Genomic DNA, 20,125 nt, shown 5'->3' on the forward strand with positions numbered 1-20,125 from the left:
CATACATCGCACGCTATTACATCTGCCGAAGGAGCGAGAAAAATGAAAAAAGTGAAGATTTTGTTCGTATGCGGAGCGGGACTCGGAAGCAGCTTTGCCTGCCAGATGGCTGCGGAAGACGTGCTGACCAAGCTGGGCGTGTCGGCGAACCTGGACCACAGCGATATTTCGTCCGCCGTTTCGGTCAAGCCGGATATCATTATGACCGCGCAGAATTTCCAGTCCCAGTTCGAGAAGTTCTCTGTCGATCCCAAGCAGACGACGATCATCTATCTGAAAAATATCGTGTCCAAGCAGGAAATCGAAGAAAAAATCACGCCGGTGCTGCAGGAAAAAGGCGCGCTCGCCCAATAAACGACGAAAGAACAGGTGGGGGAACATGGGAGTAATCAATTTTATTATTGATAACATTTTGACGCAGGCGTCGGTCACCGTTGCGCTGATCGCAATGCTGGGTCTGATTCTGCAAAAGAAATCCGTCGGGCAAACGATCTCGGGCTCGCTGAAAACGCTGCTCGGCTTTATGGTCCTGTCCGCCGGTTCCAGCATCATCGTCGGCAGCCTGACGTATTTCGGCCAGATCTTCACCGCGGGCTTCAATATGCAGGGCATCATTCCTTCGATCGAAGCCATCAACGGCCAGGCCATGAACGAGCTGGGGCTCGGTCGGGATATCGCGCTGACTTTCCTGGCGATCTTCGTATTCAATATCCTGATCGCCCGGTTCACCAAGTGGAAATATATCTTCCTGACCGGCCAGGCGATTCTGTGGATGGCGACGATGACGACGGTATTCGGTTACTTCGCCGGTCTGCGCGGCATTACGCTGATCCTGGTCGGCGGATTTATCGGCGGCGTGTTCGCGGTCGCGATGCCGGCGATCGCCCAGCCGTTCGTCCGTAAAATCACGGGCATGAACGAAATCGCGCTCGGACACTTTTGTACGGTCGGTTACGTATTCGAAGCCGGCGTAGCGAAGATCTTCGGCGAAAAAGGCGAAAAGAAAAAATCGGTCGAAGACCTGAAGCTGCCGGCTCAGTTCGAATTCCTGCAGGATACGTATTTGTCGCTGATGGTCGTTATGGTGCCGCTGTTTATTATTACCGCCGCGTTCGCGGGTCCGGAATTCGGCGCCACTCTGTCGGGCGGGACCAACTACCTGATGTTCGCGTTTCTGCAATCGATCCAATTTGTCGTCGGCGTCTACGTTCTGCTGGCGGGGGTTCGGCTGCTGCTGGGCGAGATCGTGCCGGCGTTCAGAGGGATCGCCATGCGGCTGGTTCCGAACGCCATTCCGGCGCTGGACTGCCCGGTGCTGTTCCCGTACAGCCCCAACGCCGTCATTGTCGGCTTCGTGACCACCACAATCGGTTCCATTATCGCGATGTTCACGCTGCCGGTGTTCGGCTGGGCAATGATCCTGCCGGGCGTGCTGACGAACTTTTTCGCGGGCGGCACGGCCGGGATCTTCGGCAACGTGGTCGGCGGGCGCCGCGGCGCGATTATCGGCGGTATTTTCCACGGATTCTTTATCACGCTGCTGCCGGCCCTGCTGGTGACGATCTTCAATAATATGGGCTTCGTCAACGCGACGGCGACGGACGTGGACACGGTAACGGCCGCGCTGCTATACGCATGGATTATCGGTCCGCTGATGAAAGCGTTCTAATGCGATGAATTTGATATTCAAAGATTTCATTCTGATACCCGGGAGGTTTGCATCATGTTCGGATTCGGCAAAAAGAAAGACAAAGCGCCAAAGCCGGAAGCCGCGGCGGAAGCGGTATTGACGGAAGAACGTAGGGAGGAGCTGCTGCGAACGGCGGCCGGGAAGCGGGAAGAAGCCGCCGGCGCGTCCGGCGAGCCGCAGGCGAAACTGTATGAAGAAGCCGGCCTGGCGCTGCACGAACTGGGCGACGCGGACGGCGCCATCGAAGCGTTCGAGCAGAGTTTGCAGGCCAAAAAGTCGCTGGGACCGGGCTATAAAACGCTGCTCAAGCTCTATAACCAAAAGCGCGCCCGAGCGGCGCAGCAAAACGACGGCGATGCTTTGCAGCTGTATATGCGGAAGATCGACGGACTGATGCAGATCTCCAAAGACGTGACGCGGGGCGTGCGGTAGGCTTTTTCATTCGCGACTGCCGTTTATTTTTACACACTCGTCCATCGACAAGCCGTACAGATAAAACCGGGAGGGAACCATTCATGTATATCACGCTGAAAGAAGCGACTCGCAAAGCGGAAGAATTGAACTATACGGTCGGAGCGTTTAACGCCCACAATCTGGAGATGCTGCCGGATATGATCCGCGCGGCCAAAGAGCTGGGAGCGCCGATCATTATCCAGACCAGTATCGACACCGCCAAATACGTAGGCCACGAAAATTTCGTCGCGGTGTGCCGCTCGATGGCCGAAAACGAAATGGTGGACGTGGTGCTGCATCTGGATCACGCCCGGGACTTCGACGATATCAAAGAAGCCATCGACAAAGGGTACACGTCGGTCATGTACGACGGTTCGCATCTTCCTTTTAAAGAAAACATCATGAAAACGAGAGCGGTCGTCGATTATGCGCACCGACATAACGTATCGGTCGAAGGCGAGCTCGGCACGATCGGCGGCACGGAAGAAGGCATCCATGTGGAAGAAGATCAGAAGGTGTATACCGATCCGAAGGACGCCGTCGAATTCGTCAAAGCGACCGGCGTGGACGCTTTGGCGATCGCGATCGGCACCAACCACGGCCAGTACAAATCGAAAACGGAAGTCAATATCCCGCTGCTCAAAAAAATCGACGCCGCCGTGGACGTGCCGCTTGTTATTCACGGCGGAACGGGCGTCAACGAAAACGACATCCACGAGCTGATCGACAACGGAATCCGCAAATTCAACGTCGGCACGGAACTGCTCGTGACCTGGACGCAGACGGCCAAAGGCACTTTCGCGGACACCAAAGTCAACAAATCGCTGCGCCACAATATCATTCCTTGCAACGAAGCGGTCAAAGATGTGGTGAAGCACAAGATCGAAATTTTTATGAACAAAGAAGGCCGCCTGAACACGGTACAGTAATGGAAAAAGCGCTGATTCTGCTGGCCGGCCTGCCGGGTACGGGCAAGACGTTTCTCGGGAACCTGCTGCGGGAAAAGTTCGGCGCGTTCGAATGGGTGTCGCAGGACGTTCTCAAAGAAGAATTGTTCGATCTGCGCGGCTATTCCGATCTGGACGGGAAAACGGCGATCGAGCGGGAAGCCTGGAAGCTGTACGGCGAGCGGATGGAGCTGGCCATGGCGGCGGGCGGTGGAATCCTATCCGATTATCCGTTCAGCGCCAAGCAGAAGCCCCTTCTTCAACAGCTGGCGAGCCGATACGGGTACGACGTGCTGACGATTCGCCTGACCGGCGATCCGGACGTGCTGTTCGAGCGGCAGCGGCGGAGAGATCTCGACCCGGCGAGACATCTGAGTCATCTGGTTTCTTCCTATAAAAAGGGGCAAACGATGGAGGATCGAAGCCGGGCGGAACTGCTGCTGACGCGCGAACAATTTATCGAACGCTGCACGACCCGAGGATACGATACGTTCGAACTGGGCACACTGATCGAGCTCGACGTGACCGATTACGCCGGAGTGGATTACGAAGCGCTGATGGAACAAATCGCGCGCTGGAACGCAAATCGCTCCGGCCGCCGATGAAAGAGGTCCGGTCGGAACCGCGCCGCACAAACGCAAAACGCCTTCCCTGCCCGAGCGGCAGAGAAGGCGTTTTTTGGATGTGGAGCAATTACGGCCGCAGATTGGGCATCGGCACGTTCGCGTCGGTATCGGCTTCGTAATCGACGCCGTCCGCGCGGAAACCGAACAATTGGAAGAACTCGCTGCGGTAGCCTTCGAGGTCCGCCAACTGTTCGATATTGGCGCTGTCGATTTCTTTCCAGCGTTTATCGACTTCGGCCTGCACGTCTTCGCGCATCTCCCAGTCGTCCACGCGAATCAGTCCTTTGTCGTCGACAGCCGTTTCTTCGGCGTACAGCCGATCCGCGAACAAACGGTACATCTGCTCGATGCAGTTCTCGTGCAGGTCTTTGTCTTTCATGACCCGGTACAGCGCGGAGATATACAGCGGCACGACGGGGATCGCCGAGCTGGACTGGGTGACGAGCGCTTTGTTGACCGACACGAACGCCCGGCCGCCGGCCGCGCTCAGGCTTTCGTTCAGCTCAAGGGCCGTGCGCTCCAGATCGTTCTTGGCTTTGCCGATCGTGCCTTCACGGTAGATGGCGTGCGTCACTTCGGGCCCGATATACGAATAAGCGACGGTGGTCGCGCCGTCCGCCAGCGCTCCGGCTTCCCGCAGCGCGTCGATCCACATCTTCCAGTCTTCGCCGCCCATGACGGCGATGGTCTGTTTGACTTCTTCTTCGGTCGCCGGCCCGATCGTCACGTCGGAAACTTCGCCGGTGTGGAAATTCAGCGTTTTATTGCTGTACGAAGCGCCGATCGGCTTGATGACGGACGTGAACGTTTCGCCGGTAACCGGATGCGTGCGGCGGGGCGAAGCCACGCTGTAGACGACCAGGTCCACCTGACCGAGTTCGCTTTTGATCAGGTCGATCGTTTGCGTCTTGATCTCGTTTGAGAACGCGTCGCCCACGATATTGAACGATTTGACGCCCGATTCGGAGATCTGGGCTTCGAAGCCGGCGGTATTGTACCAGCCCGCCGACGCGGTGCGGCTGCCTTCGGCCGGCTTGTCGAAAAAGACGCCGACCGTATTCGCGCCGGCGCCGACGGCCGCGACGATGCGCGAAGCCAGGCCGTAACCGGTGGACGAGCCGATCACGAGCACATTGGCCGGACCGGAGATTTTTTTCTGCGCTTTCACATACTCGATTTGTTTCTCCACCTGCCTGGCGCAGCCTTCCGGATGGGCTGTGGTACAAATAAAACCTCTTGTTTTCGGTTGGATAATCATCTGCTCATTCCCCTTTGTCGGTTGATGCGCAGTATTCGATAGCTGCGCGTACATGCCAAATTATACACGAAATATCGGGCAAAGTTTTTTCCCGGAGGGGGCTATTTTTGCTATAATGGGAGGAAGGAATACATATGTTCGCTTTACGAACGGGTTTCCGGAAGGCTTGCGCTACATTCCACAGGGATTTGTGCCGTTAAAATAGAGGAGAGATGGATTTGCGTATTTTGGGCATCGACCCGGGACTGGCGATCGTCGGTTTCGGGTTCGTCGATAAAGAAGGCAGCAAGCTGACCCCCGTGCAGTACGGGAGCATCCAGACGAAGGCGCACACGCCGGAGGAAGAGCGGCTGCGCGACGTCTACGAAAGCATGGTGCAGCTGATCGACAAGTACAAACCGGAAGCCGTGGCGGTGGAGAAGCTGTTTTTCAGCCGAAACGTCACGACCGCCCTTCCCGTGGCCCAGGCGCGCGGCGTGCTGATTCTGGCGGCCGTGCAAAAAGGTCTGCCGATTGCCGAATACACGCCGATGATGGTCAAGCAGGCGGTGGTCGGTTACGGCAAAGCCGAGAAGAAACAGGTGCAGGAAATGGTCAAGCTGCTGCTGAAGCTGTCCGCCGTGCCGAAGCCCGACGACGTGGCGGATGCGCTGGCGGTCGCGGTGTGCCACGCCCATTCGGTCAGCCTGAATTCCAAATTAAACGAGGTACTGCGAAAATGATCGATTTTGTGCGCGGGCAGGTTGCCCATCTGGAAACGGAATACATTGTCGTGGACGTTCAGGGCATCGGCTACCGGGTATTCTGCCCGAATCCTTACGCTTTCGCGGCGAAGGGACAGGAGCCGGTCACCGTTTATACCCATCACAGCGTGCGGGAAGACGCCATTTTGCTGTACGGGTTTTCGACGCGGGAAGAGCAGAAGCTGTTCCGCCGGCTGATCGACGTATCGGGCATCGGGCCGCGTGTGGCGCTGGGCATTCTGGCCGGAGGCACGCCGGAGAAAGTCGTGTCGGCGATCCAGCAGGAGAACGTGACGTTCCTGACCAAGCTGCCGGGTATCGGGAAGAAAACGGCCCAGCGGATGATTCTGGATCTCAAGGACCGGCTGGACGGATTCGCCGTTCCTTCGCTGGGCGGACTGTTCGACAATACGGTTGCGGCCGAAGCGGAACTGGACGGCGGCGGATGGAAAGAAGCGCGCGAAGGCCTGGAGGCGCTCGGTTATACCGAAGCGGAGCTGGACAAAGCCTGGATGCGTTTGAAAGAAGACATCCAGCCGGGCGAACCGGTCGACGTGCTGATGAAGCGGGCGCTCAAGCTGCTGTATCAGGGCTGACGCCCGCTTTGCGGACGGCAAAAAGGAAAGCGAAATAAACGGGGAGGAACGGTGGACTTATGGATGACCGGATCATATCGGCCAATCTGATGATGGAAGACCAGGCGGTGGAACTGAGTCTGCGTCCCCGCTATCTGTCCGAATATATCGGTCAGAACCAGGTCAAAGAAAATTTGAAAGTGTATATCGAAGCGGCCAAGATGCGGGGCGAAGCGCTCGACCACGTGCTGCTGTACGGCCCGCCGGGACTCGGCAAAACGACGCTGGCGAACATCATCGCCAACGAGCTGGGCGTCAATCTGCGCACCACGTCGGGACCGGCGATCGAACGTCCGGGCGACCTGGCGGCGCTGCTGACCAATCTGCAGGAAGGGGACGTCTTGTTTATCGACGAGATTCACCGCCTGCACCGCACGGTGGAAGAAGTCATGTATCCGGCGATGGAAGATTCCGCGCTCGATATCATGATCGGCAAAGGGCCGAGCGCCCGATCCGTGCGGCTGGATCTGCCGCCGTTCACGCTGATCGGCGCCACGACGCGGGCGGGGCTGCTGTCCGCGCCGCTGCGCGACCGCTTCGGCGTCGTCAGCCGGCTGGAGTTCTACGGCGTGGAGGAGCTGGCGTTTATCGTCTCGCGCAACGCCGATACGCTGAACGTCGAGATTATCGGCGACGCCGCCGAAGAAATCGCACTGCGGGCCCGGGGAACGCCGCGGATCGCCAACCGGCTGCTCAAACGCGTGCGCGATTTCGCGCAGGTGAGAGGCGACGGCATCATTACGCCGGAGATCGCGGAAGAAGCGCTGACGAGGCTGCAGGTCGATCCGCGCGGACTCGACAGCATCGACCACAAGATGCTGCGGGCGATGATCCAGAACTTTCGCGGAGGACCGGTCGGGCTCGACACGATCGCCGCGACGATCGGCGAGGAAAGCCAGACGATCGAAGACGTGTACGAGCCTTACCTGCTGCAAAGCGGATTTATCCAGCGTACTCCCAGAGGACGCGTCGTAACGCCCCAGGCTTACAGCCATCTGGGGCTGCCTATTCCGGAAACCGGAAAATAATACGCTCCCGCCGAAGCGGGAGCGGAACTGAGCAAGGGGGAAAAACAAGCATGACCAAGCAACGCTTAAGCGGCAGGGCCGCCAAATGGAGCAAGCCGCTGATGGCGGCGGCCGTCGCTCTGTCGGTACTTCCGGCCGCGGTGCCGGCGCACGCCGCCGACGCCGGGGATACCGTTCGGGTAGGACTGTTTCTGAATCTGGGCAGCACGTACAAACAAACGACTTCCGCGATTACGCTGACGCCGGACACGACGACGGCCGTCGGACAGAAGACCGACAGCGGATACGTCAAATGGCTCTCGATCCCGGCCGGCGGCAAAGCCGCGTTCAGCCTGAGCGGGCCCGGCGTCAAAGTAATGGAAAGCTCCGATCTCAAAACGGTATCTTCGCTGGCCGCCAAACTCAAAGCGACGTCCGACAAGCCGTCGGTTTATAAAATCAGCCGCGGAGGCCAAGATGTATATCAGGTATACACCGGGCCTTACGCCAGCGACAAAGCGGCGTCCGACGCCGCCGCCCGCGTTGCGGCGAACGCATCGGTCAAAGCCCTGATCGGCAGTCAGACGCCCGCGGCCGCCGGAAGCTTTCATCTGTCCGCCGGCTCTTACGGCACGCAGAGCGCCGCTTCGGCCGCGCTGCAAAAAGTGCTGGACGCCGGGCTGAACGGAGTCGTCGCGATGTCGAACTCCGCTTCCGGCAAAGCCTCTTACACCGTATGGGTCGGCGAAGAGACGAGCGCTTCCGCGCTGGCGGCGTTGAACGCCGCCGCTTCGGGCAAATTAAGCGGAATCGCGCTGTCCGCGGCGGCGGATTCGTCCGCTTCGGCCGTGCTTCGCAGCGATGTTTCGGGCGATCTGACGAACGGAACGGCTTCGCAGCTGATTCAGTTGAAGCTGGGCGAAACCGACCGCATCTGGGTCGACGGAACGGCCGAGACCGGAATCAGGGTCGAAGAACGTTCGAAGCGTTCGTACCGCGGCGATCTGGAGATCGGCGTGTACGGCGGCCAGCTGTATCTGGTCAACGAGCTGCCGATGGAACAGTATTTGTATTCGGTCGTAGGCTCCGAAGTTCCGGCTTCGTGGCCGGCGGAATCGCTTAAAGCCCAGGCTGTCGCGGCCCGCAGCTACGCGACCGTTCAAACGCAGTCGGCGACCAAATTCAAGGTGGCCGACGTCGTCGATTCGACGCTGAGCCAGGCTTACAACGGCATCGGCTCCGAAAGCAAAACGGTCAACGCGGCGGTGGACGCCACGACCGGCGAAATCCTCGAACAGGGCGGCAAACCCGTCGAAGCCCTGTTTTCTTCCAACGCCGGCGGCGTGACCTCCGATCCGACGGAAGTCTGGAACAGCGGCGGCGCCAATCTGTTCTCCAGCGTGCCTTCGGAATCCGACAGCGCGGCCGCGGCCAACCTGAAGAAGTGGTACCATGTCGCGCTGGCAAACGGAAAGGTCGGGTATGTGCGCGAAGACAACGTGCAGGACAAAGGCATCGGAACGTCCGGACTGCGCACGATGACCGTAACGGCGAAAAGCACCAAAGTGCGTCCGCTGCCGCAGATTCAAAGCGGCGTATCGGAACTCGCCCAGATGAATCCGGGCGACGAGGCGCTGGTGCTGGAAGTGGTCGGCGAGTCGAGCACTTACGAGTGGATTCGCGGACCGTATACGTCCTCGCAGCTGCTGTCTTCGCTCAAAGGCAAAACGACGACGGCGCTGCCGTCGACGATCCAAACGATCCAGATCAGCCAGCGCGGTCCTTCGGGCCGGGCGATCGAACTCAAGATCAACGGCTCGAAGATCGACGTCAAATACCCGGATATGTTCCGCTCCGCGCTGAGCGGGCTGCCGAGCACGCTGTTCGACGTCGTGTCGGCGGACGCCTATACGGTAATCACTTCGGCGACGGCGGCCAAAAGCGGCGCCGCGCAGCTTAAATTCGGCGCTTCGACCAAAACGAACGCGCTGACGAGCAGTCTGTCTTCGATCGGAACGGGCACGTCCTCGGTTTCCTCGGGCACCGGATTCTTCTTCGTCGGCCGCGGCAACGGGCACGGTCTCGGATTGTCGCAGTGGGGCGCGAAAGGCCTCGCGGACGAAGGTGTTGGTTATGAAGACATCCTGCTGCACTATTACAATAACGTAGAACTTGTTAAGGAATGACGACTCCATGAATGTAGAAGATTACGATTTCGAACTGCCCGAGCGGCTGATCGCCCAGACGCCGCTCGCCGAGCGCTCGGCTTCCAGACTCCTGACGCTGGACAAAACGACCGGCGAAACCGGGCATTTGCATTTTTACGATATTCTCGATAAACTGCATCCCGGCGATACGCTGATCCTTAACGATACCCGCGTGCTGCCGGCCCGGCTGTACGGGATCAAAGAAGGCACGGGAGCCCGCATCGAGCTGCTGCTGCTCAAGAATATCGAGGGCGATCGCTGGGAAGCGCTCGCCAAGCCCGGCAAGAAAGCGAAGATCGGCACCGTGCTGCGCTTCGGCGAAGAACTTGAGGCGGCGGTGCTGGAAGAAGGGGAGATGGGGGCGCGGATCATCGAATTCCGCTACGACGGCATCTTCCAGGAGATCCTCGACCGGCTCGGCGAAATGCCGCTCCCTCCTTATATCAAGGAGCGTCTGGACGACCGCGAGCGCTACCAGACCGTATACGCCAAGCACGAAGGTTCGGCGGCCGCGCCGACGGCGGGGCTGCATTTTACGGAAGAACTGCTCGGCAAGCTGCGCGCCAAAGGCGTGGATATCGGCTTTGTGACGCTTCACGTCGGGCTCGGCACGTTCCGGCCGGTATCGGTCGACAATGTGGAAGAGCATGTGATGCACGAAGAATATTACGTGCTTCCGCAGGAAACGGCCGATCTGGTCAACCGCACCCGAGAGCGGGGCGGCCGCGTCGTTTCGGTCGGGACCACCTCGACGCGGACGCTCGAATCGGCCGCGCGGCGCACAATGGACGAACAGGGCGTACTGCACGCCGACAGCGGCTGGACGCAGATTTTCCTGTATCCGGGCCGGGAGTTCAAAGTGGTCGACGCGCTGATTACCAATTTCCACCTGCCCAAGTCGACGCTGGTCATGCTGGTCAGCGCGCTCGCCGGACGGGAAAACGTGCTGAACGCTTATCGCGAAGCCGTGGAGCGGGAGTACCGCTTTTTCAGCTTCGGCGACGCCATGTTTATTTACTGACATCTGTTAAACGGCCCGGGTTCGCGCCCGGGCCGAAAGCTTTTATTTTCTCGTAAAGGAACGATCCGATGACACCCGCAATCAGATACGAACATATCAAGACCTGCAAACAGTCGGGCGCGAGGCTGGGCCGCGTTCATACGCCGCACGGCATTATCGAGACCCCGACTTTCATGCCGGTGGGCACGCTCGCCACAGTCAAAACGATGAGCCCGGAAGAACTGAAACAAATGGACGCGCATATCATCCTGAGCAACACCTACCACCTGTTCCTGCGCCCGGGACACGATATTATCCGCGAAGCCGGAGGCCTGCACAAGTTCATGAACTGGGATCGTCCGATTCTGACGGACAGCGGCGGCTTCCAGGTATTCAGTCTGGCCGAGATGCGCAAGATTACCGAAGAAGGCGTGAGCTTCCGCTCGCACCTGAACGGGGACAAGATGTTCCTGTCGCCGGAAGTGGCGATGGAGATCCAGAACGCGCTCGGCTCCGATATCATGATGGCGTTCGACGAATGCCCGCCTTACCCGGCGGAGTACGAATACATCAAACGCTCGCTCGAACGCACGTCGAGATGGGCCGAACGCTGCCTGAAAGCCCACGGCCGTCCGGAAGACCAGGGCCTGTTCGCGATCGTACAGGGAGGCATGCACGAAGATCTGCGCCGCCAGAGCGCGGCCGATTTGACTTCGATGGATTTCCCGGGGTATGCTATTGGTGGACTGAGTGTGGGAGAACCGAAACATCTTATGTATGAAGTGCTGGAGTATACGGTACCGCTGCTCCCGGCGAACAAACCCCGTTATTTGATGGGCGTGGGATCGCCGGATGCTCTGCTCGAAGGCGCCATTCGCGGAGTCGACATGTTCGACTGCGTGCTGCCCACGCGCATAGCGCGTAACGGAACGACGATGACAAGCCAGGGCCGGGTGGTTGTGCGCAATGCCCAGTACGCGAGAGACTTCGGTCCTCTCGATCCGAACTGCGATTGCTATACCTGCCGGAATTATTCCCGTGCGTACCTTCGCCACCTGATCAAGGCGGACGAGACGTTCGGCCTCCGGCTGACTACTTATCACAATCTCCACTTCCTGCTCGAATTGATGCGCGGCGTCCGCCAGGCGATCCAAGAAGACCGGCTGCTGGACTTCCGCGACGAATTCTTCGAACAGTATGGCATGCACGCCAACGATAAAGGGTTCTAAAAACCCCACGGGTCTAGTACGGTTTTAACCTAAACTGTACGGCATTCGCACGATTAAGGGGGATTTACGATGTTCGAAACAGCGGCCGGCACAGCCGGACAGGGCGGCGGCCTGATCATGACGATCATTCCGTTCGTATTCATGATCGCCATCTTCTACTTCCTGCTGATCCGTCCTCAACAGAAGAAGCAGAAGCAGCGCAATTCCATGCTGGGGCAGCTCAAGAAGGGCGACAAAGTCGTCACGATCGGCGGTCTGCACGGCACGATCCTGGAGATCACGAACGATATCGCGGTTCTACGCGTGAACGACGTGACGAAGCTGACGTTCGATCGCAGCGCGATCAGTCATGTGACGACTCCGGGTTCGGGTTCCGACGTGAGCCTCGGCAAGAAGTAACGTTTTAACCGAAGAAGGAAGCGCCGGCGGAAGTTGGACCGCTTCGGCCTTCCGCGCAAGCTGCCGCCGAACGGATTTCATCCGTTCCCGGCAGCTTCTTTTTTCGGCCGATTGCGTGCATAGACGCAACGTTCCGGCAAAAAGGGACTCTACATAGAAGACGAGTTACGTAAAAGGAAACCGGGAACGCCGAAAGGAAGTGAATGCATGATTTCCGAAATCGATACCGCATTTTGGCCGGTTTACACGGCGGCAGCCGTGTTCGGGATCGCCTATGTGCTGGTCGTAACGGAAAAGATAAACGGAGGTTTGGCCGCTTGGCTCGGCGCGCTGCTGCTGCTTGTGCTCGGCATCGTCGACTGGAACGCGGCGCTGACGCATCATATTTACCTGAATGCTCTGCTGCTGCTGGCGGGAATGATGGTCACGGCGGCCGCCGTCGACCGCAGCGGCATCGTACAGTTTGCCGTGCTGCATACCGTTCGGGCGGTGCGAGGGAGCGCCGGTGCCATGCTGGCGCTGCTGACGCTGACGGCGGCGCTGGCTTCGGCGCTGCTCGGCAGCGGTCCTGCGCTGCTGCTGCTCGCGCCGCTGATTCTGAACATCGGCCGAACGCTGAAGGCCGGCCCCGTGCCGTTTCTGATTATGAGCGTCATCGCCTGCAATCTGGGCGGAATGACGACGCTTGCCGGCAGTGTGCCGAACATCATGATCGGTTCCGCGGCCGATATGGATACGCGCGACTTTATCGCCCGTCTGCTGCCGCCTGCGCTGCTGCTGCTCGTCGTCCACCTGCTGCTGCTTCTGCTGATCTTCCGCAAGGAACTTCGATCTTCGGCGGAGCGGCGCGCGGAGCTGCTGCGGCTGGAAGCGGCTCTGCCCAATCGTCGCCGCGCCCTGCTTTCGCTGGGCATGCTTGCCCTGCTGACGGCGGGGCTGCTGGGGCATGAAGCGCTGCATATGTCCAGCGGAGCGGTCGCCGCGGCGGCGGCGGTTCTGATGCTGGCCGTCAATGCGCGAACGAGCGAAGACGCCGCCGGGATTCGCGAGCATATCGATTTCAAAACGCTGGCCGTGCTGGCCGGATTCTACGTGCTGGCCGCGGGACTGGTCGAGACGGGAATTATCGGGGAAATCGCGGCCCGGCTGCTGGAACTGACGAACGAGAACAAAGTCGGAACCTCGCTTGTGCTGTTTGCCGTGTCGGGACTGCTGTCGGCGGTGCTCGATCCGGTTCCCCTGACGGCGGCGGCGGTCCCGCTGATTCAAACGATCGGCCTGCAAATGGAAGTGATTCATCCCGCCGATCTCAACGAACTGTGGTGGGCGCTGGCACTCGGAGCCGGCATCGGTTCGAGCGGAACCCTTGCCGGATCGGTGGCGGGCGTGCTCGCGGCCGGGCTGGCGCAGCGGGAAGGGTACCGCTTCTCGTATCTGTCTTATCTGGCGGTCGCTTTCCCGCTTACCCTGCTTGCGCTGGCGGCGGGCGGCTGGTATTTGTATACGCATATTTTGTAGCGGGGGGCGGCAGGAATCGCCGCCGCCGCGTCGAATGAACAGAAGGCGGACCGCAAGGACGCAGTTTCCATAGCGAGAAGTCGAGCGCGAATCCGCCGCGGGGCGAAGCGCGCGGAAAGGGGGAGCCATGGCCGAAGAAACGTTGAACGGTCCGGATTCGACCGGGGAAGAGCTGACCGGCGAAGATCTGACCGAAGCCGTTATCGAACTTTGCCGGGGCAAAGCCGAAGAATTTCAATATCTGGGCTACGAACAAGCGACGTGGGAAGACGTGTGGCACTGTGTGAACGGAAAGTACGCCGGACGCCAGGAACCGCCGCTGCATCGGATCGTAAACGATATTTTGACGCTGAGAGTAAACGGGTTTATGAATTACCTTACGCTCGCGGCGCTGAAGGAGGCTCCCTACTCTTGAGGGGGCCTTGCTTTTTGCGCAATTTTGCTTCATTGACTCCATTTTCCGGCATCGCTATAATGGGAATATTGAGAAAAAAGGGGGAACCAGAAACGGCATGAAGAGAATTGTCAGTTTCGTTGTCATTGTGCTCGTCGCGATCGGAGTTATGATCTGGAGCACGCCTAACCTGTTGAATTCGGTTCGATTGGGACTGGATTTAAAAGGAGGCTTCGAGATCCTTTACGAAGCGTCGCCAATGACGGGCGGAAAAGAAGTCACCCGAGAATCCCTGAACGAGACGGCCAAGAGTCTCGAAAAACGCGTTAACGCCCTGGGGAATGCCGAACCGGAGATTACGACCGAAGGCACCAACCGCATCCGGTTGAGAATCGCCGGCGTTACCGACGAGAAGGAAGTGCGAGACAAAATCAAAGAACCCGCCGTGCTGACGTTCCGCAGCATGGGGGCGGCCGACGCGCAAGACAGTACCGGCGCCGCTGCCGACAGCGAAGATACGGAAGAAAGCACCGGAACCGACGCTGCGGGCGCCGACAAAGATGCCGCGGCTGCCGATAAGGATCAAGCGGCGGACAGTGCGGCTGCGGCGGACTCTTACAAGGGTTACGACAAAATCGAACTGACCGGCGAAGACTTTACGCCGAACGGCGCTTCGGTACAGTACGATCAGCTGAACAATCCGATGATCTCGATCAAACTCGAGAACGCGGATAAGTTTGCTGAAATTACCGGCCGTTTGGTCGGACGGCAGCTTGCCATTTTCCTGGATAACGAACTGCTGTCTGCACCGAACGTCAATCAGAAAATCACCGGCGGAACCGCGCAGATTACCGGTAATTTCACGCGCGACGAAGCGCAGAACCTGCGCGATACGATCAACCTCGGAGCGCTGCCTTTGCAGCTGACCGAGAAGTATTCGCAGAGCGTCGGCGCGACGCTGGGCCAGCTGTCGCTGGATCAGACGCTGCGCGCGGGCATCATCGGCTCGATCATTATCCTGATCTTTATGATGTTCATGTACCGGGTACCGGGACTGGTCGCCGCTTTCTGTTTGATCGTCCATACATGGGGGACTATCCTGATCTTTATATGGGCCGATATTACGCTCACCCTTCCGGGGATCGCGGCGTTCATATTGGGGATCGGGATGGCGGTGGATGCCAATATCATCACCTATGAACGGATCAAGGAAGAAATGCGCAGCGGGAAAAGTATTATGTCTTCGTTCAGAGCCGGCAGCAAAAGCTCTTTCCGCACGGTTATGGACGCCCAGATTACAACGCTGATCGCCGGCGCCGTTATGTTCTGGCTCGGCACGGGATCGGTCAGAGGCTTCGCGCTCGTCCTGATGATCGATATCGTGACCAGTATCATCACGAACGTATTCCTGTCGCGTTACCTGCTTTCCCTGCTCGTTAAAGCGAACTCTTTGAAGAAACCGGCTTATTTTGGAGTGAAGGGAAGTGAAATCCGTGAGCTCTAAAGTGAAATCGGCAAGCTCCAAGTGGGATTTTAATTTCGTCAAAGCAAGCAAGTACTTTTATACGTTTTCCCTGATCGTTACTCTGCTCGGGATTCTCAGCCTGGCGATCTTCGGATTGAATTACGGCGTCGACTTCCGTTCCGGTTCCACAGTGGATATTTCCGTTTCGAAAAATGTCACCGTAGCGCAGGTCGAACAAGTCATCTCCGGAGCGAAACTCGACTCGGACGCGAATGTTACCGCCGGCAACAATCGGGTCAATATCCGCTTCCCGGAAGTGCTGACCGATCAGCAGGTCGAGACGCTCAAAACGGCTTTCAGCAAAGACGTCGATTCCACTTCTTCGTACGAAGTGAACACGGTGGACGTCGAAATGGCCCAAGAGCTGGAACGCAACGCGCTGCTGGCAATCGCGGTCGCAAGCATCGGGATCATGATCTACGTCACGATCCGGTTCGAATGGCGCTTCGCGCTGTCCGCGATCGTCGCGCTGCTGCACGATGCGTTTCTGGTCATCAGCGTATTCTCGATCTTCCGGCTTGAAGTCGATTTGACGTTTATCGTCGCGATCCTGACCATTATCGGTTTCTCGATCAACGATACGATCGTGATCTTCGACCGGATCCGGGAAAACCTGCGGTTTGCGAAGAAGCAGACGCATGCCGATCTGGAAGATGTCGTCAACAAGAGCGTATCGCAGACGATGACCCGCTCGCTCGGCACGGTATTTACCGTATTTATCGCGGCGTTCGCCCTGCTGGTGCTGGGCAGCGAATCGATCCGCATGTTCTCGCTGGCGATGGTTATCGGTCTGCTGTTCGGTACCTACTCTTCGATCTTTGTCGCGAGCCCGCTGTGGCTGGCGCTGAGAAGCAAGAAGAAGCCGTCCGCGGCGAAAACGTCCAAAGCGACGAATTAACACATTCGCGGTTGTGCCGTGAAGCCGCGTCCTTCTTAAAAGGCGCGGCTTTTCGCTTTCCGCCCGCGGCCGCTTGGCCGGCTGCGGACGGAGGCGCAGAGTGAGTCAGAGAGGGGGAGCGCAATGACGCCCCGTCAACAACAATTCGGAAACTCCGCGCGACGGGCGGAAGCGTTCGGCCTTGGAGCGGCCGCCTTGATCAAAGGAATCGGCGGTTACATAGGAGGCAGCCCGTCGCTGCTTGCCGACGCGCTCAATTCCGCGGCCGACGCTTTCCGCGGGTCGACTCCGAAACATACGGCGGGACGCGCCGCGCTTACCAAAGCGCTGCTGTCCGTGCTGATTCTGGTCGGCGCGCTGGAAGCGGCAATCGCGGGAGTCCATCGAATGCTGCGCACGCCCGAAGAGGCGCCGGGAACCCCGGCCGTTGCCGCTTTTTTCCTGGCGGTCCTGCTGGTCCTGGCGCTGTTCATCCTGCGCTACCGGAGTTTGCAGCGGACCGATTCCGCGGCCGCGGGGGAATATGCGGCCGAGCACAGGCTGTCGCTGTACGCTTCGTTTCTTGTCGCGGCGGGAATGGCGGCGTCGATCGCGGGCAGCGGCTTCGATATTCCGGAAATGATGTACGCCGAGCCGGCCGCTTCGTTTCTGGTGGCCGTCATTGCCGTAATCAAAGCGATCCGGCTGCTGCTCGGCGTGCTTGAAGAGTCGCCCGACGCGCGCAAAGCGCAGCCGGTCGATCCGACTCCTTTTACGGAAACGGTGCAGCGCGTAAGAGGCGTAATCGAGGTGCGAGAGCTGCAGGCGGCCAAGGAATCGGAAACGGTCTCGATCGATCTGGTGCTCAGCGTCAATCCGCGAATGACCGTCAAGGAAGCGGAAGAAGTGGCGAACCGTTCGCGCGATCTGCTGATGAACCGTTTTGTACAGGTTATCGAAGTCAAGATCCGGATCGAGCCTTATCACACGGGCTATCCCTATAAATCGAACGAAGAGCTGCCCGACAGCGAGCAGCCGACGATCGTTCAGTAAGCCGGACGCGGAGCAATCCGCGTTCGTTCGATTTTTGGCCCAAACTCCGATATTCTACGATTAAAAAAGGCAGGTGAGAGTGTGCTTCATTCCCAATATCAATGGAAAGTATCGAATCCGGACCCCGGCGAGGTCGAACGTTTGAGCGAACAGCTGGATATCTCGCCGCTGCTGGCTTCCATGCTCCTGAACCGTGGATTCGAAGACCGGGATTCGGCTTCTTCGTTCCTGGACGGAGATACGGACCTGTCCGGTCTGCACGATCCGTTCCTGCTGCACGGCATGGACCGCGCGGTGGAGCGAATCCGGACGGCGCTGGCAAACGTCGAGAAGATCTGGGTGTACGGCGATTACGACGCGGACGGCGTATCGAGCACCGCGCTGATGATCCGGCTGATGACCCGGCTGAATGCCGATTTCGGCACGTATATTCCGCATCGCTCCAAAGAAGGCTACGGGCTGCACAACCATGCGATCGACCGGGCGGCCGAGGAAGGCGTCAAGCTGATCGTGACGGTCGATACCGGCATCAGCGCGGTGCAGCAGATCGCTTATGCGGCTTCGCTTGGCATCGACGTGGTCGTAACGGATCACCACGAGCCGCCGGCGATTCTGCCGGAGGCGGTCGCGCTCGTCAATCCCAAACTGCCGATGTGCGGCTATCCGTTCAAAGGACTCGCCGGCGTGGGTGTCGCATTCAAGCTTGCGCACGCCCTGCTCGGCGAGCCGCCCGAAGAATGGCTCGGGCTGGCGGCGATCGGCACGGTGGCCGACCTGATGCCGCTGACCGGCGAGAATCGGCTGATTGTCGCCCGGGGCATCGAAGAGATGCGCCGGAACCCTTCGCTGGGCGTGCAGCAGCTGCTCGAAGCAGCCAGCAGCCGGCCCGATCAGCTGACGTCGATCGGGATCGCGTTTGCGATGGCGCCGCGCATCAATGCCAGCGGGCGGCTCGATCACGCCGACCGCGCGGTGAAGCTGCTGATTACGGACGATCGCGACGAAGCGGAGCATCTGGCTTCGGTGCTCGATCTGCTCAACAAAGAGCGGCAGAAGAATGTCGAGGATATCGTGCACGAAGCGACGGCGATGCTGGAGCTCAAGATCGCGGAGAGCGGCGAAGTGCCGCATGTGATCGTGCTGGCCGGCGAAGGCTGGAACGTCGGCGTAGTCGGCATCGTGGCTTCCAAGATCCTGGAGCGGTACTACCGTCCGACGGTTATTCTGGGGATCGACGCGGAGAAAGGCATGTGCAAAGGTTCGGCCCGCTCGATTCCGGACTTCGATATCTACGAAGCCCTGCTGTCGGTCAGCGAAACGATGGACCACTTCGGCGGCCATCCGTCGGCGGCCGGGATGAGCCTTTCGCGCGAACGGCTGGCCGGCTTCGAAGCCGGGCTGAACGACTACGCGGCCGGCGTCCTGACGCCCGATCATCTTGTAGCCGTTACGTCCGCCGAGCGGGAATGCTCGCTGAGCGACGTGCCGATTCCGGTGATCGAAGAATTGGAACGGATGGCTCCGTTCGGCATGAACAATCCGTCGCCGCAGCTTGTGTTCCGGAACGTTCGGCTCCAGCGGGCGATAACGATGGGCAAAACGGGCACTCATTTGAAACTGGTGGTCGAGCAGGACGGGCAAGCGGTCGAAGCCGTCGCGTTCGGCAAAGGCGCCCTGGCCGAATACCTGACGGAAGGCGATATGCTCGACCTGCTGGCCGAACCGTCCATTAACGAATGGCGCGGCAGCCGCAAGCCCCAGCTGATGGTGCGGGATCTGGCGCTGCCCGCGCTTCAGGTGTTCGACCGCAGAACGCCGGAAGCATCCGCCCAAACGATCGAAGACTTCCGCAAACGGGCCGGAGCTTTTCTGTCCTGCGCAGCGGAAGAAATTGCCGTGGCGATCGGACAAACGACGCTAAAAGTTTCACAAAACACTCTGGCGCGGCAGCCCATTTGGCTGTATGATGAAGATTCCGGGATTCAAGGAACGGAAAGCGTTCAGCCGTCCGCGGTGCGCACCCTGTTCGTTCGGGATATGCCGGAAACCGCCGCGCAGTTGGACCGTCTGCTGACTTCTTTTTCGGCGCTGGAGAATATTGTGCTGCTGTATCCGCCGCATTCTCCGGCGGACGTCCTGCGCGAACCGGACCGCGAATTGGTCAAAACGATTTATGTCGAGCTGCGCCGCTCGGCGGCGCGGCCGGTGGACGAAGGCACGCTCGTGCAGCGGCTTTGCCGGACCAGCGGCTGCTCGCCGCGAATGATTGCCGGGATGCTGGACGTGTTTGCCGAGCTGGACTTTATCGAGCGAAGCGAAGCCGGAATCGCCGCCAATCCGAGCCCGCCCAAAAAAGCGCTGGACGAAGCGGAATCCTACCGGCGTCTGCGGGAAGCGGAAGCGCTGGAGCGCAGGCTGCTCGGCGGAGCGTCGGAGATCGGGGCGTGGCTGAAGCAGCGCGCGGCCCGGCTCGAATGCGGCCGCGACGATGCGGTGTTAACATCTTCGGTATAAAGAGGGCGCGCCGCCGCTTCTCTGCCGAATCAACCGGGAAACAACATTTA

Annotated in this window: 19 protein-coding genes; 18 read left to right on the forward strand and 1 reads right to left on the reverse strand. The window is 59.3% G+C overall.

All coding sequences use genetic code 11. The features are described from left to right. The first annotated feature begins 42 nt into the window (after nucleotides 1-42). The 5 genes from QWJ34_RS04370 to QWJ34_RS04390 all read left to right on the forward strand — a co-directional run bounded on the left by QWJ34_RS04370 (nucleotide 43) and on the right by QWJ34_RS04390 (nucleotide 3,695). Entirely contained in the window at nucleotides 43-354 is a 312-nt protein-coding gene (locus QWJ34_RS04370; RefSeq protein WP_302725856.1) for a PTS sugar transporter subunit IIB, read from the forward strand. A gap of 25 nt (nucleotides 355-379) precedes the next feature. Next, nucleotides 380-1,669, forward strand: coding sequence for a PTS sugar transporter subunit IIC (locus tag QWJ34_RS04375; protein WP_302725857.1), 1,290 nt, complete (start codon nucleotides 380-382; stop codon nucleotides 1,667-1,669). 54 nt (nucleotides 1,670-1,723) lie between these two features. Further along, nucleotides 1,724-2,122 (forward strand): tetratricopeptide repeat protein, encoded by a 399-nt coding sequence (locus QWJ34_RS04380; protein WP_302725858.1) that lies wholly within the window; start codon nucleotides 1,724-1,726, stop codon nucleotides 2,120-2,122. Nucleotides 2,123-2,205: 83 nt separating this feature from the next. Then, a complete protein-coding gene (locus tag QWJ34_RS04385; protein WP_302725859.1) occupies nucleotides 2,206-3,072 on the forward strand; it encodes a class II fructose-bisphosphate aldolase in 867 nt (288 codons plus the stop codon). Further along, complete coding sequence (locus tag QWJ34_RS04390; protein ID WP_302725860.1) at nucleotides 3,072-3,695, forward strand: P-loop nucleotide/nucleoside kinase family protein; 624 nt, start codon at nucleotides 3,072-3,074, stop codon at nucleotides 3,693-3,695. The genes QWJ34_RS04385 and QWJ34_RS04390 overlap by 1 nt, the downstream gene beginning before the upstream one ends. Nucleotides 3,696-3,783: 88 nt before the next feature. Here QWJ34_RS04390 and fabV read toward each other — a convergent pair whose 3' ends face one another. Continuing rightward, nucleotides 3,784-4,974 carry an enoyl-ACP reductase FabV gene (gene fabV / locus QWJ34_RS04395; RefSeq protein WP_302725861.1) on the reverse strand — a complete coding sequence of 397 codons (1,191 nt, stop codon included), beginning with the start codon at nucleotides 4,972-4,974 and terminating at the stop codon, nucleotides 3,784-3,786. 218 nt (nucleotides 4,975-5,192) lie between these two features. On the opposite strand from fabV, the gene ruvC reads away from it, so the two are divergent. The 13 genes from ruvC to recJ all read left to right on the forward strand — a co-directional run bounded on the left by ruvC (nucleotide 5,193) and on the right by recJ (nucleotide 20,075). After that, a complete protein-coding gene (ruvC, locus tag QWJ34_RS04400) occupies nucleotides 5,193-5,696 on the forward strand; it encodes a crossover junction endodeoxyribonuclease RuvC (protein ID WP_302725862.1) in 504 nt (167 codons plus the stop codon). Continuing rightward, complete coding sequence (ruvA, locus tag QWJ34_RS04405; RefSeq protein WP_302725863.1) at nucleotides 5,693-6,313, forward strand: Holliday junction branch migration protein RuvA; 621 nt, start codon at nucleotides 5,693-5,695, stop codon at nucleotides 6,311-6,313. The genes ruvC and ruvA overlap by 4 nt, the downstream gene beginning before the upstream one ends. Before the next feature lie 59 nt (nucleotides 6,314-6,372). Continuing rightward, on the forward strand, nucleotides 6,373-7,380 hold the full coding sequence (gene ruvB, locus QWJ34_RS04410) for a Holliday junction branch migration DNA helicase RuvB (RefSeq protein WP_302725864.1): 1,008 nt from the start codon (nucleotides 6,373-6,375) through the stop codon (nucleotides 7,378-7,380). Between the two features lie 50 nt (nucleotides 7,381-7,430). Then, a complete protein-coding gene (locus QWJ34_RS04415; RefSeq protein ID WP_302725865.1) occupies nucleotides 7,431-9,545 on the forward strand; it encodes a SpoIID/LytB domain-containing protein in 2,115 nt (704 codons plus the stop codon). Between the two features lie 7 nt (nucleotides 9,546-9,552). Beyond that, nucleotides 9,553-10,587: a tRNA preQ1(34) S-adenosylmethionine ribosyltransferase-isomerase QueA gene (gene queA / locus QWJ34_RS04420; RefSeq protein ID WP_302725866.1), complete on the forward strand. Its 1,035-nt coding sequence runs from the start codon at nucleotides 9,553-9,555 to the stop codon at nucleotides 10,585-10,587. 68 nt (nucleotides 10,588-10,655) lie between these two features. Beyond that, nucleotides 10,656-11,795 carry a tRNA guanosine(34) transglycosylase Tgt gene (gene tgt, locus QWJ34_RS04425; RefSeq protein ID WP_302725867.1) on the forward strand — a complete coding sequence of 380 codons (1,140 nt, stop codon included), beginning with the start codon at nucleotides 10,656-10,658 and terminating at the stop codon, nucleotides 11,793-11,795. Nucleotides 11,796-11,864: 69 nt separating this feature from the next. Next, a complete protein-coding gene (yajC, locus tag QWJ34_RS04430; protein ID WP_302725868.1) occupies nucleotides 11,865-12,194 on the forward strand; it encodes a preprotein translocase subunit YajC in 330 nt (109 codons plus the stop codon). 207 nt (nucleotides 12,195-12,401) lie between these two features. Further along, nucleotides 12,402-13,712 (forward strand): ArsB/NhaD family transporter, encoded by a 1,311-nt coding sequence (locus QWJ34_RS04435; protein WP_302725869.1) that lies wholly within the window; start codon nucleotides 12,402-12,404, stop codon nucleotides 13,710-13,712. A gap of 127 nt (nucleotides 13,713-13,839) precedes the next feature. Next, complete coding sequence (locus tag QWJ34_RS04440) at nucleotides 13,840-14,127, forward strand: post-transcriptional regulator (protein ID WP_302725870.1); 288 nt, start codon at nucleotides 13,840-13,842, stop codon at nucleotides 14,125-14,127. Between the two features lie 97 nt (nucleotides 14,128-14,224). After that, complete coding sequence (gene secD / locus QWJ34_RS04445; protein ID WP_302725871.1) at nucleotides 14,225-15,610, forward strand: protein translocase subunit SecD; 1,386 nt, start codon at nucleotides 14,225-14,227, stop codon at nucleotides 15,608-15,610. Next, nucleotides 15,600-16,529 carry a protein translocase subunit SecF gene (gene secF / locus QWJ34_RS04450; protein ID WP_302725872.1) on the forward strand — a complete coding sequence of 310 codons (930 nt, stop codon included), beginning with the start codon at nucleotides 15,600-15,602 and terminating at the stop codon, nucleotides 16,527-16,529. Before secD ends, secF begins: the two co-directional genes overlap by 11 nt. Nucleotides 16,530-16,652: 123 nt before the next feature. Beyond that, nucleotides 16,653-17,561, forward strand: coding sequence for a cation diffusion facilitator family transporter (locus QWJ34_RS04455; protein ID WP_302725873.1), 909 nt, complete (start codon nucleotides 16,653-16,655; stop codon nucleotides 17,559-17,561). Nucleotides 17,562-17,642: 81 nt separating this feature from the next. Then, the gene (gene recJ / locus QWJ34_RS04460; RefSeq protein WP_302725874.1) at nucleotides 17,643-20,075 is read left to right on the forward strand and encodes a single-stranded-DNA-specific exonuclease RecJ; all 2,433 of its coding nucleotides are present in this window, start codon (nucleotides 17,643-17,645) and stop codon (nucleotides 20,073-20,075) included. Nucleotides 20,076-20,125: the final 50 nt, after the last annotated feature.

It is taken from the genome of Saccharibacillus sp. CPCC 101409 (assembly GCF_030518235.1).
GTDB lineage: Bacteria > Bacillota > Bacilli > Paenibacillales > Paenibacillaceae > Saccharibacillus.

Bases quoted from the DNA above. Each gene is read 5' to 3' on its own strand.
- QWJ34_RS04370 (WP_302725856.1), top strand. From the start codon at position 43: ATGAAAAAAGTGAAGATTTTGTTCGTATGCGGAGCGGGACTCGGAAGC.
- QWJ34_RS04375 (WP_302725857.1), top strand. From the start codon at position 380: ATGGGAGTAATCAATTTTATTATTGATAACATTTTGACGCAGGCGTCG.
- QWJ34_RS04380 (WP_302725858.1), top strand. From the start codon at position 1,724: ATGTTCGGATTCGGCAAAAAGAAAGACAAAGCGCCAAAGCCGGAAGCC.
- QWJ34_RS04385 (WP_302725859.1), top strand. From the start codon at position 2,206: ATGTATATCACGCTGAAAGAAGCGACTCGCAAAGCGGAAGAATTGAAC.
- QWJ34_RS04390 (WP_302725860.1), top strand. From the start codon at position 3,072: ATGGAAAAAGCGCTGATTCTGCTGGCCGGCCTGCCGGGTACGGGCAAG.
- fabV (WP_302725861.1), bottom strand. From the start codon at position 4,974: ATGATTATCCAACCGAAAACAAGAGGTTTTATTTGTACCACAGCCCAT.
- ruvA (WP_302725863.1), top strand. From the start codon at position 5,693: ATGATCGATTTTGTGCGCGGGCAGGTTGCCCATCTGGAAACGGAATAC.
- ruvB (WP_302725864.1), top strand. From the start codon at position 6,373: ATGGATGACCGGATCATATCGGCCAATCTGATGATGGAAGACCAGGCG.
- QWJ34_RS04415 (WP_302725865.1), top strand. From the start codon at position 7,431: ATGACCAAGCAACGCTTAAGCGGCAGGGCCGCCAAATGGAGCAAGCCG.
- queA (WP_302725866.1), top strand. From the start codon at position 9,553: ATGAATGTAGAAGATTACGATTTCGAACTGCCCGAGCGGCTGATCGCC.
- tgt (WP_302725867.1), top strand. From the start codon at position 10,656: ATGACACCCGCAATCAGATACGAACATATCAAGACCTGCAAACAGTCG.
- yajC (WP_302725868.1), top strand. From the start codon at position 11,865: ATGTTCGAAACAGCGGCCGGCACAGCCGGACAGGGCGGCGGCCTGATC.
- QWJ34_RS04435 (WP_302725869.1), top strand. From the start codon at position 12,402: ATGATTTCCGAAATCGATACCGCATTTTGGCCGGTTTACACGGCGGCA.
- QWJ34_RS04440 (WP_302725870.1), top strand. From the start codon at position 13,840: ATGGCCGAAGAAACGTTGAACGGTCCGGATTCGACCGGGGAAGAGCTG.
- secD (WP_302725871.1), top strand. From the start codon at position 14,225: ATGAAGAGAATTGTCAGTTTCGTTGTCATTGTGCTCGTCGCGATCGGA.
- QWJ34_RS04455 (WP_302725873.1), top strand. From the start codon at position 16,653: ATGACGCCCCGTCAACAACAATTCGGAAACTCCGCGCGACGGGCGGAA.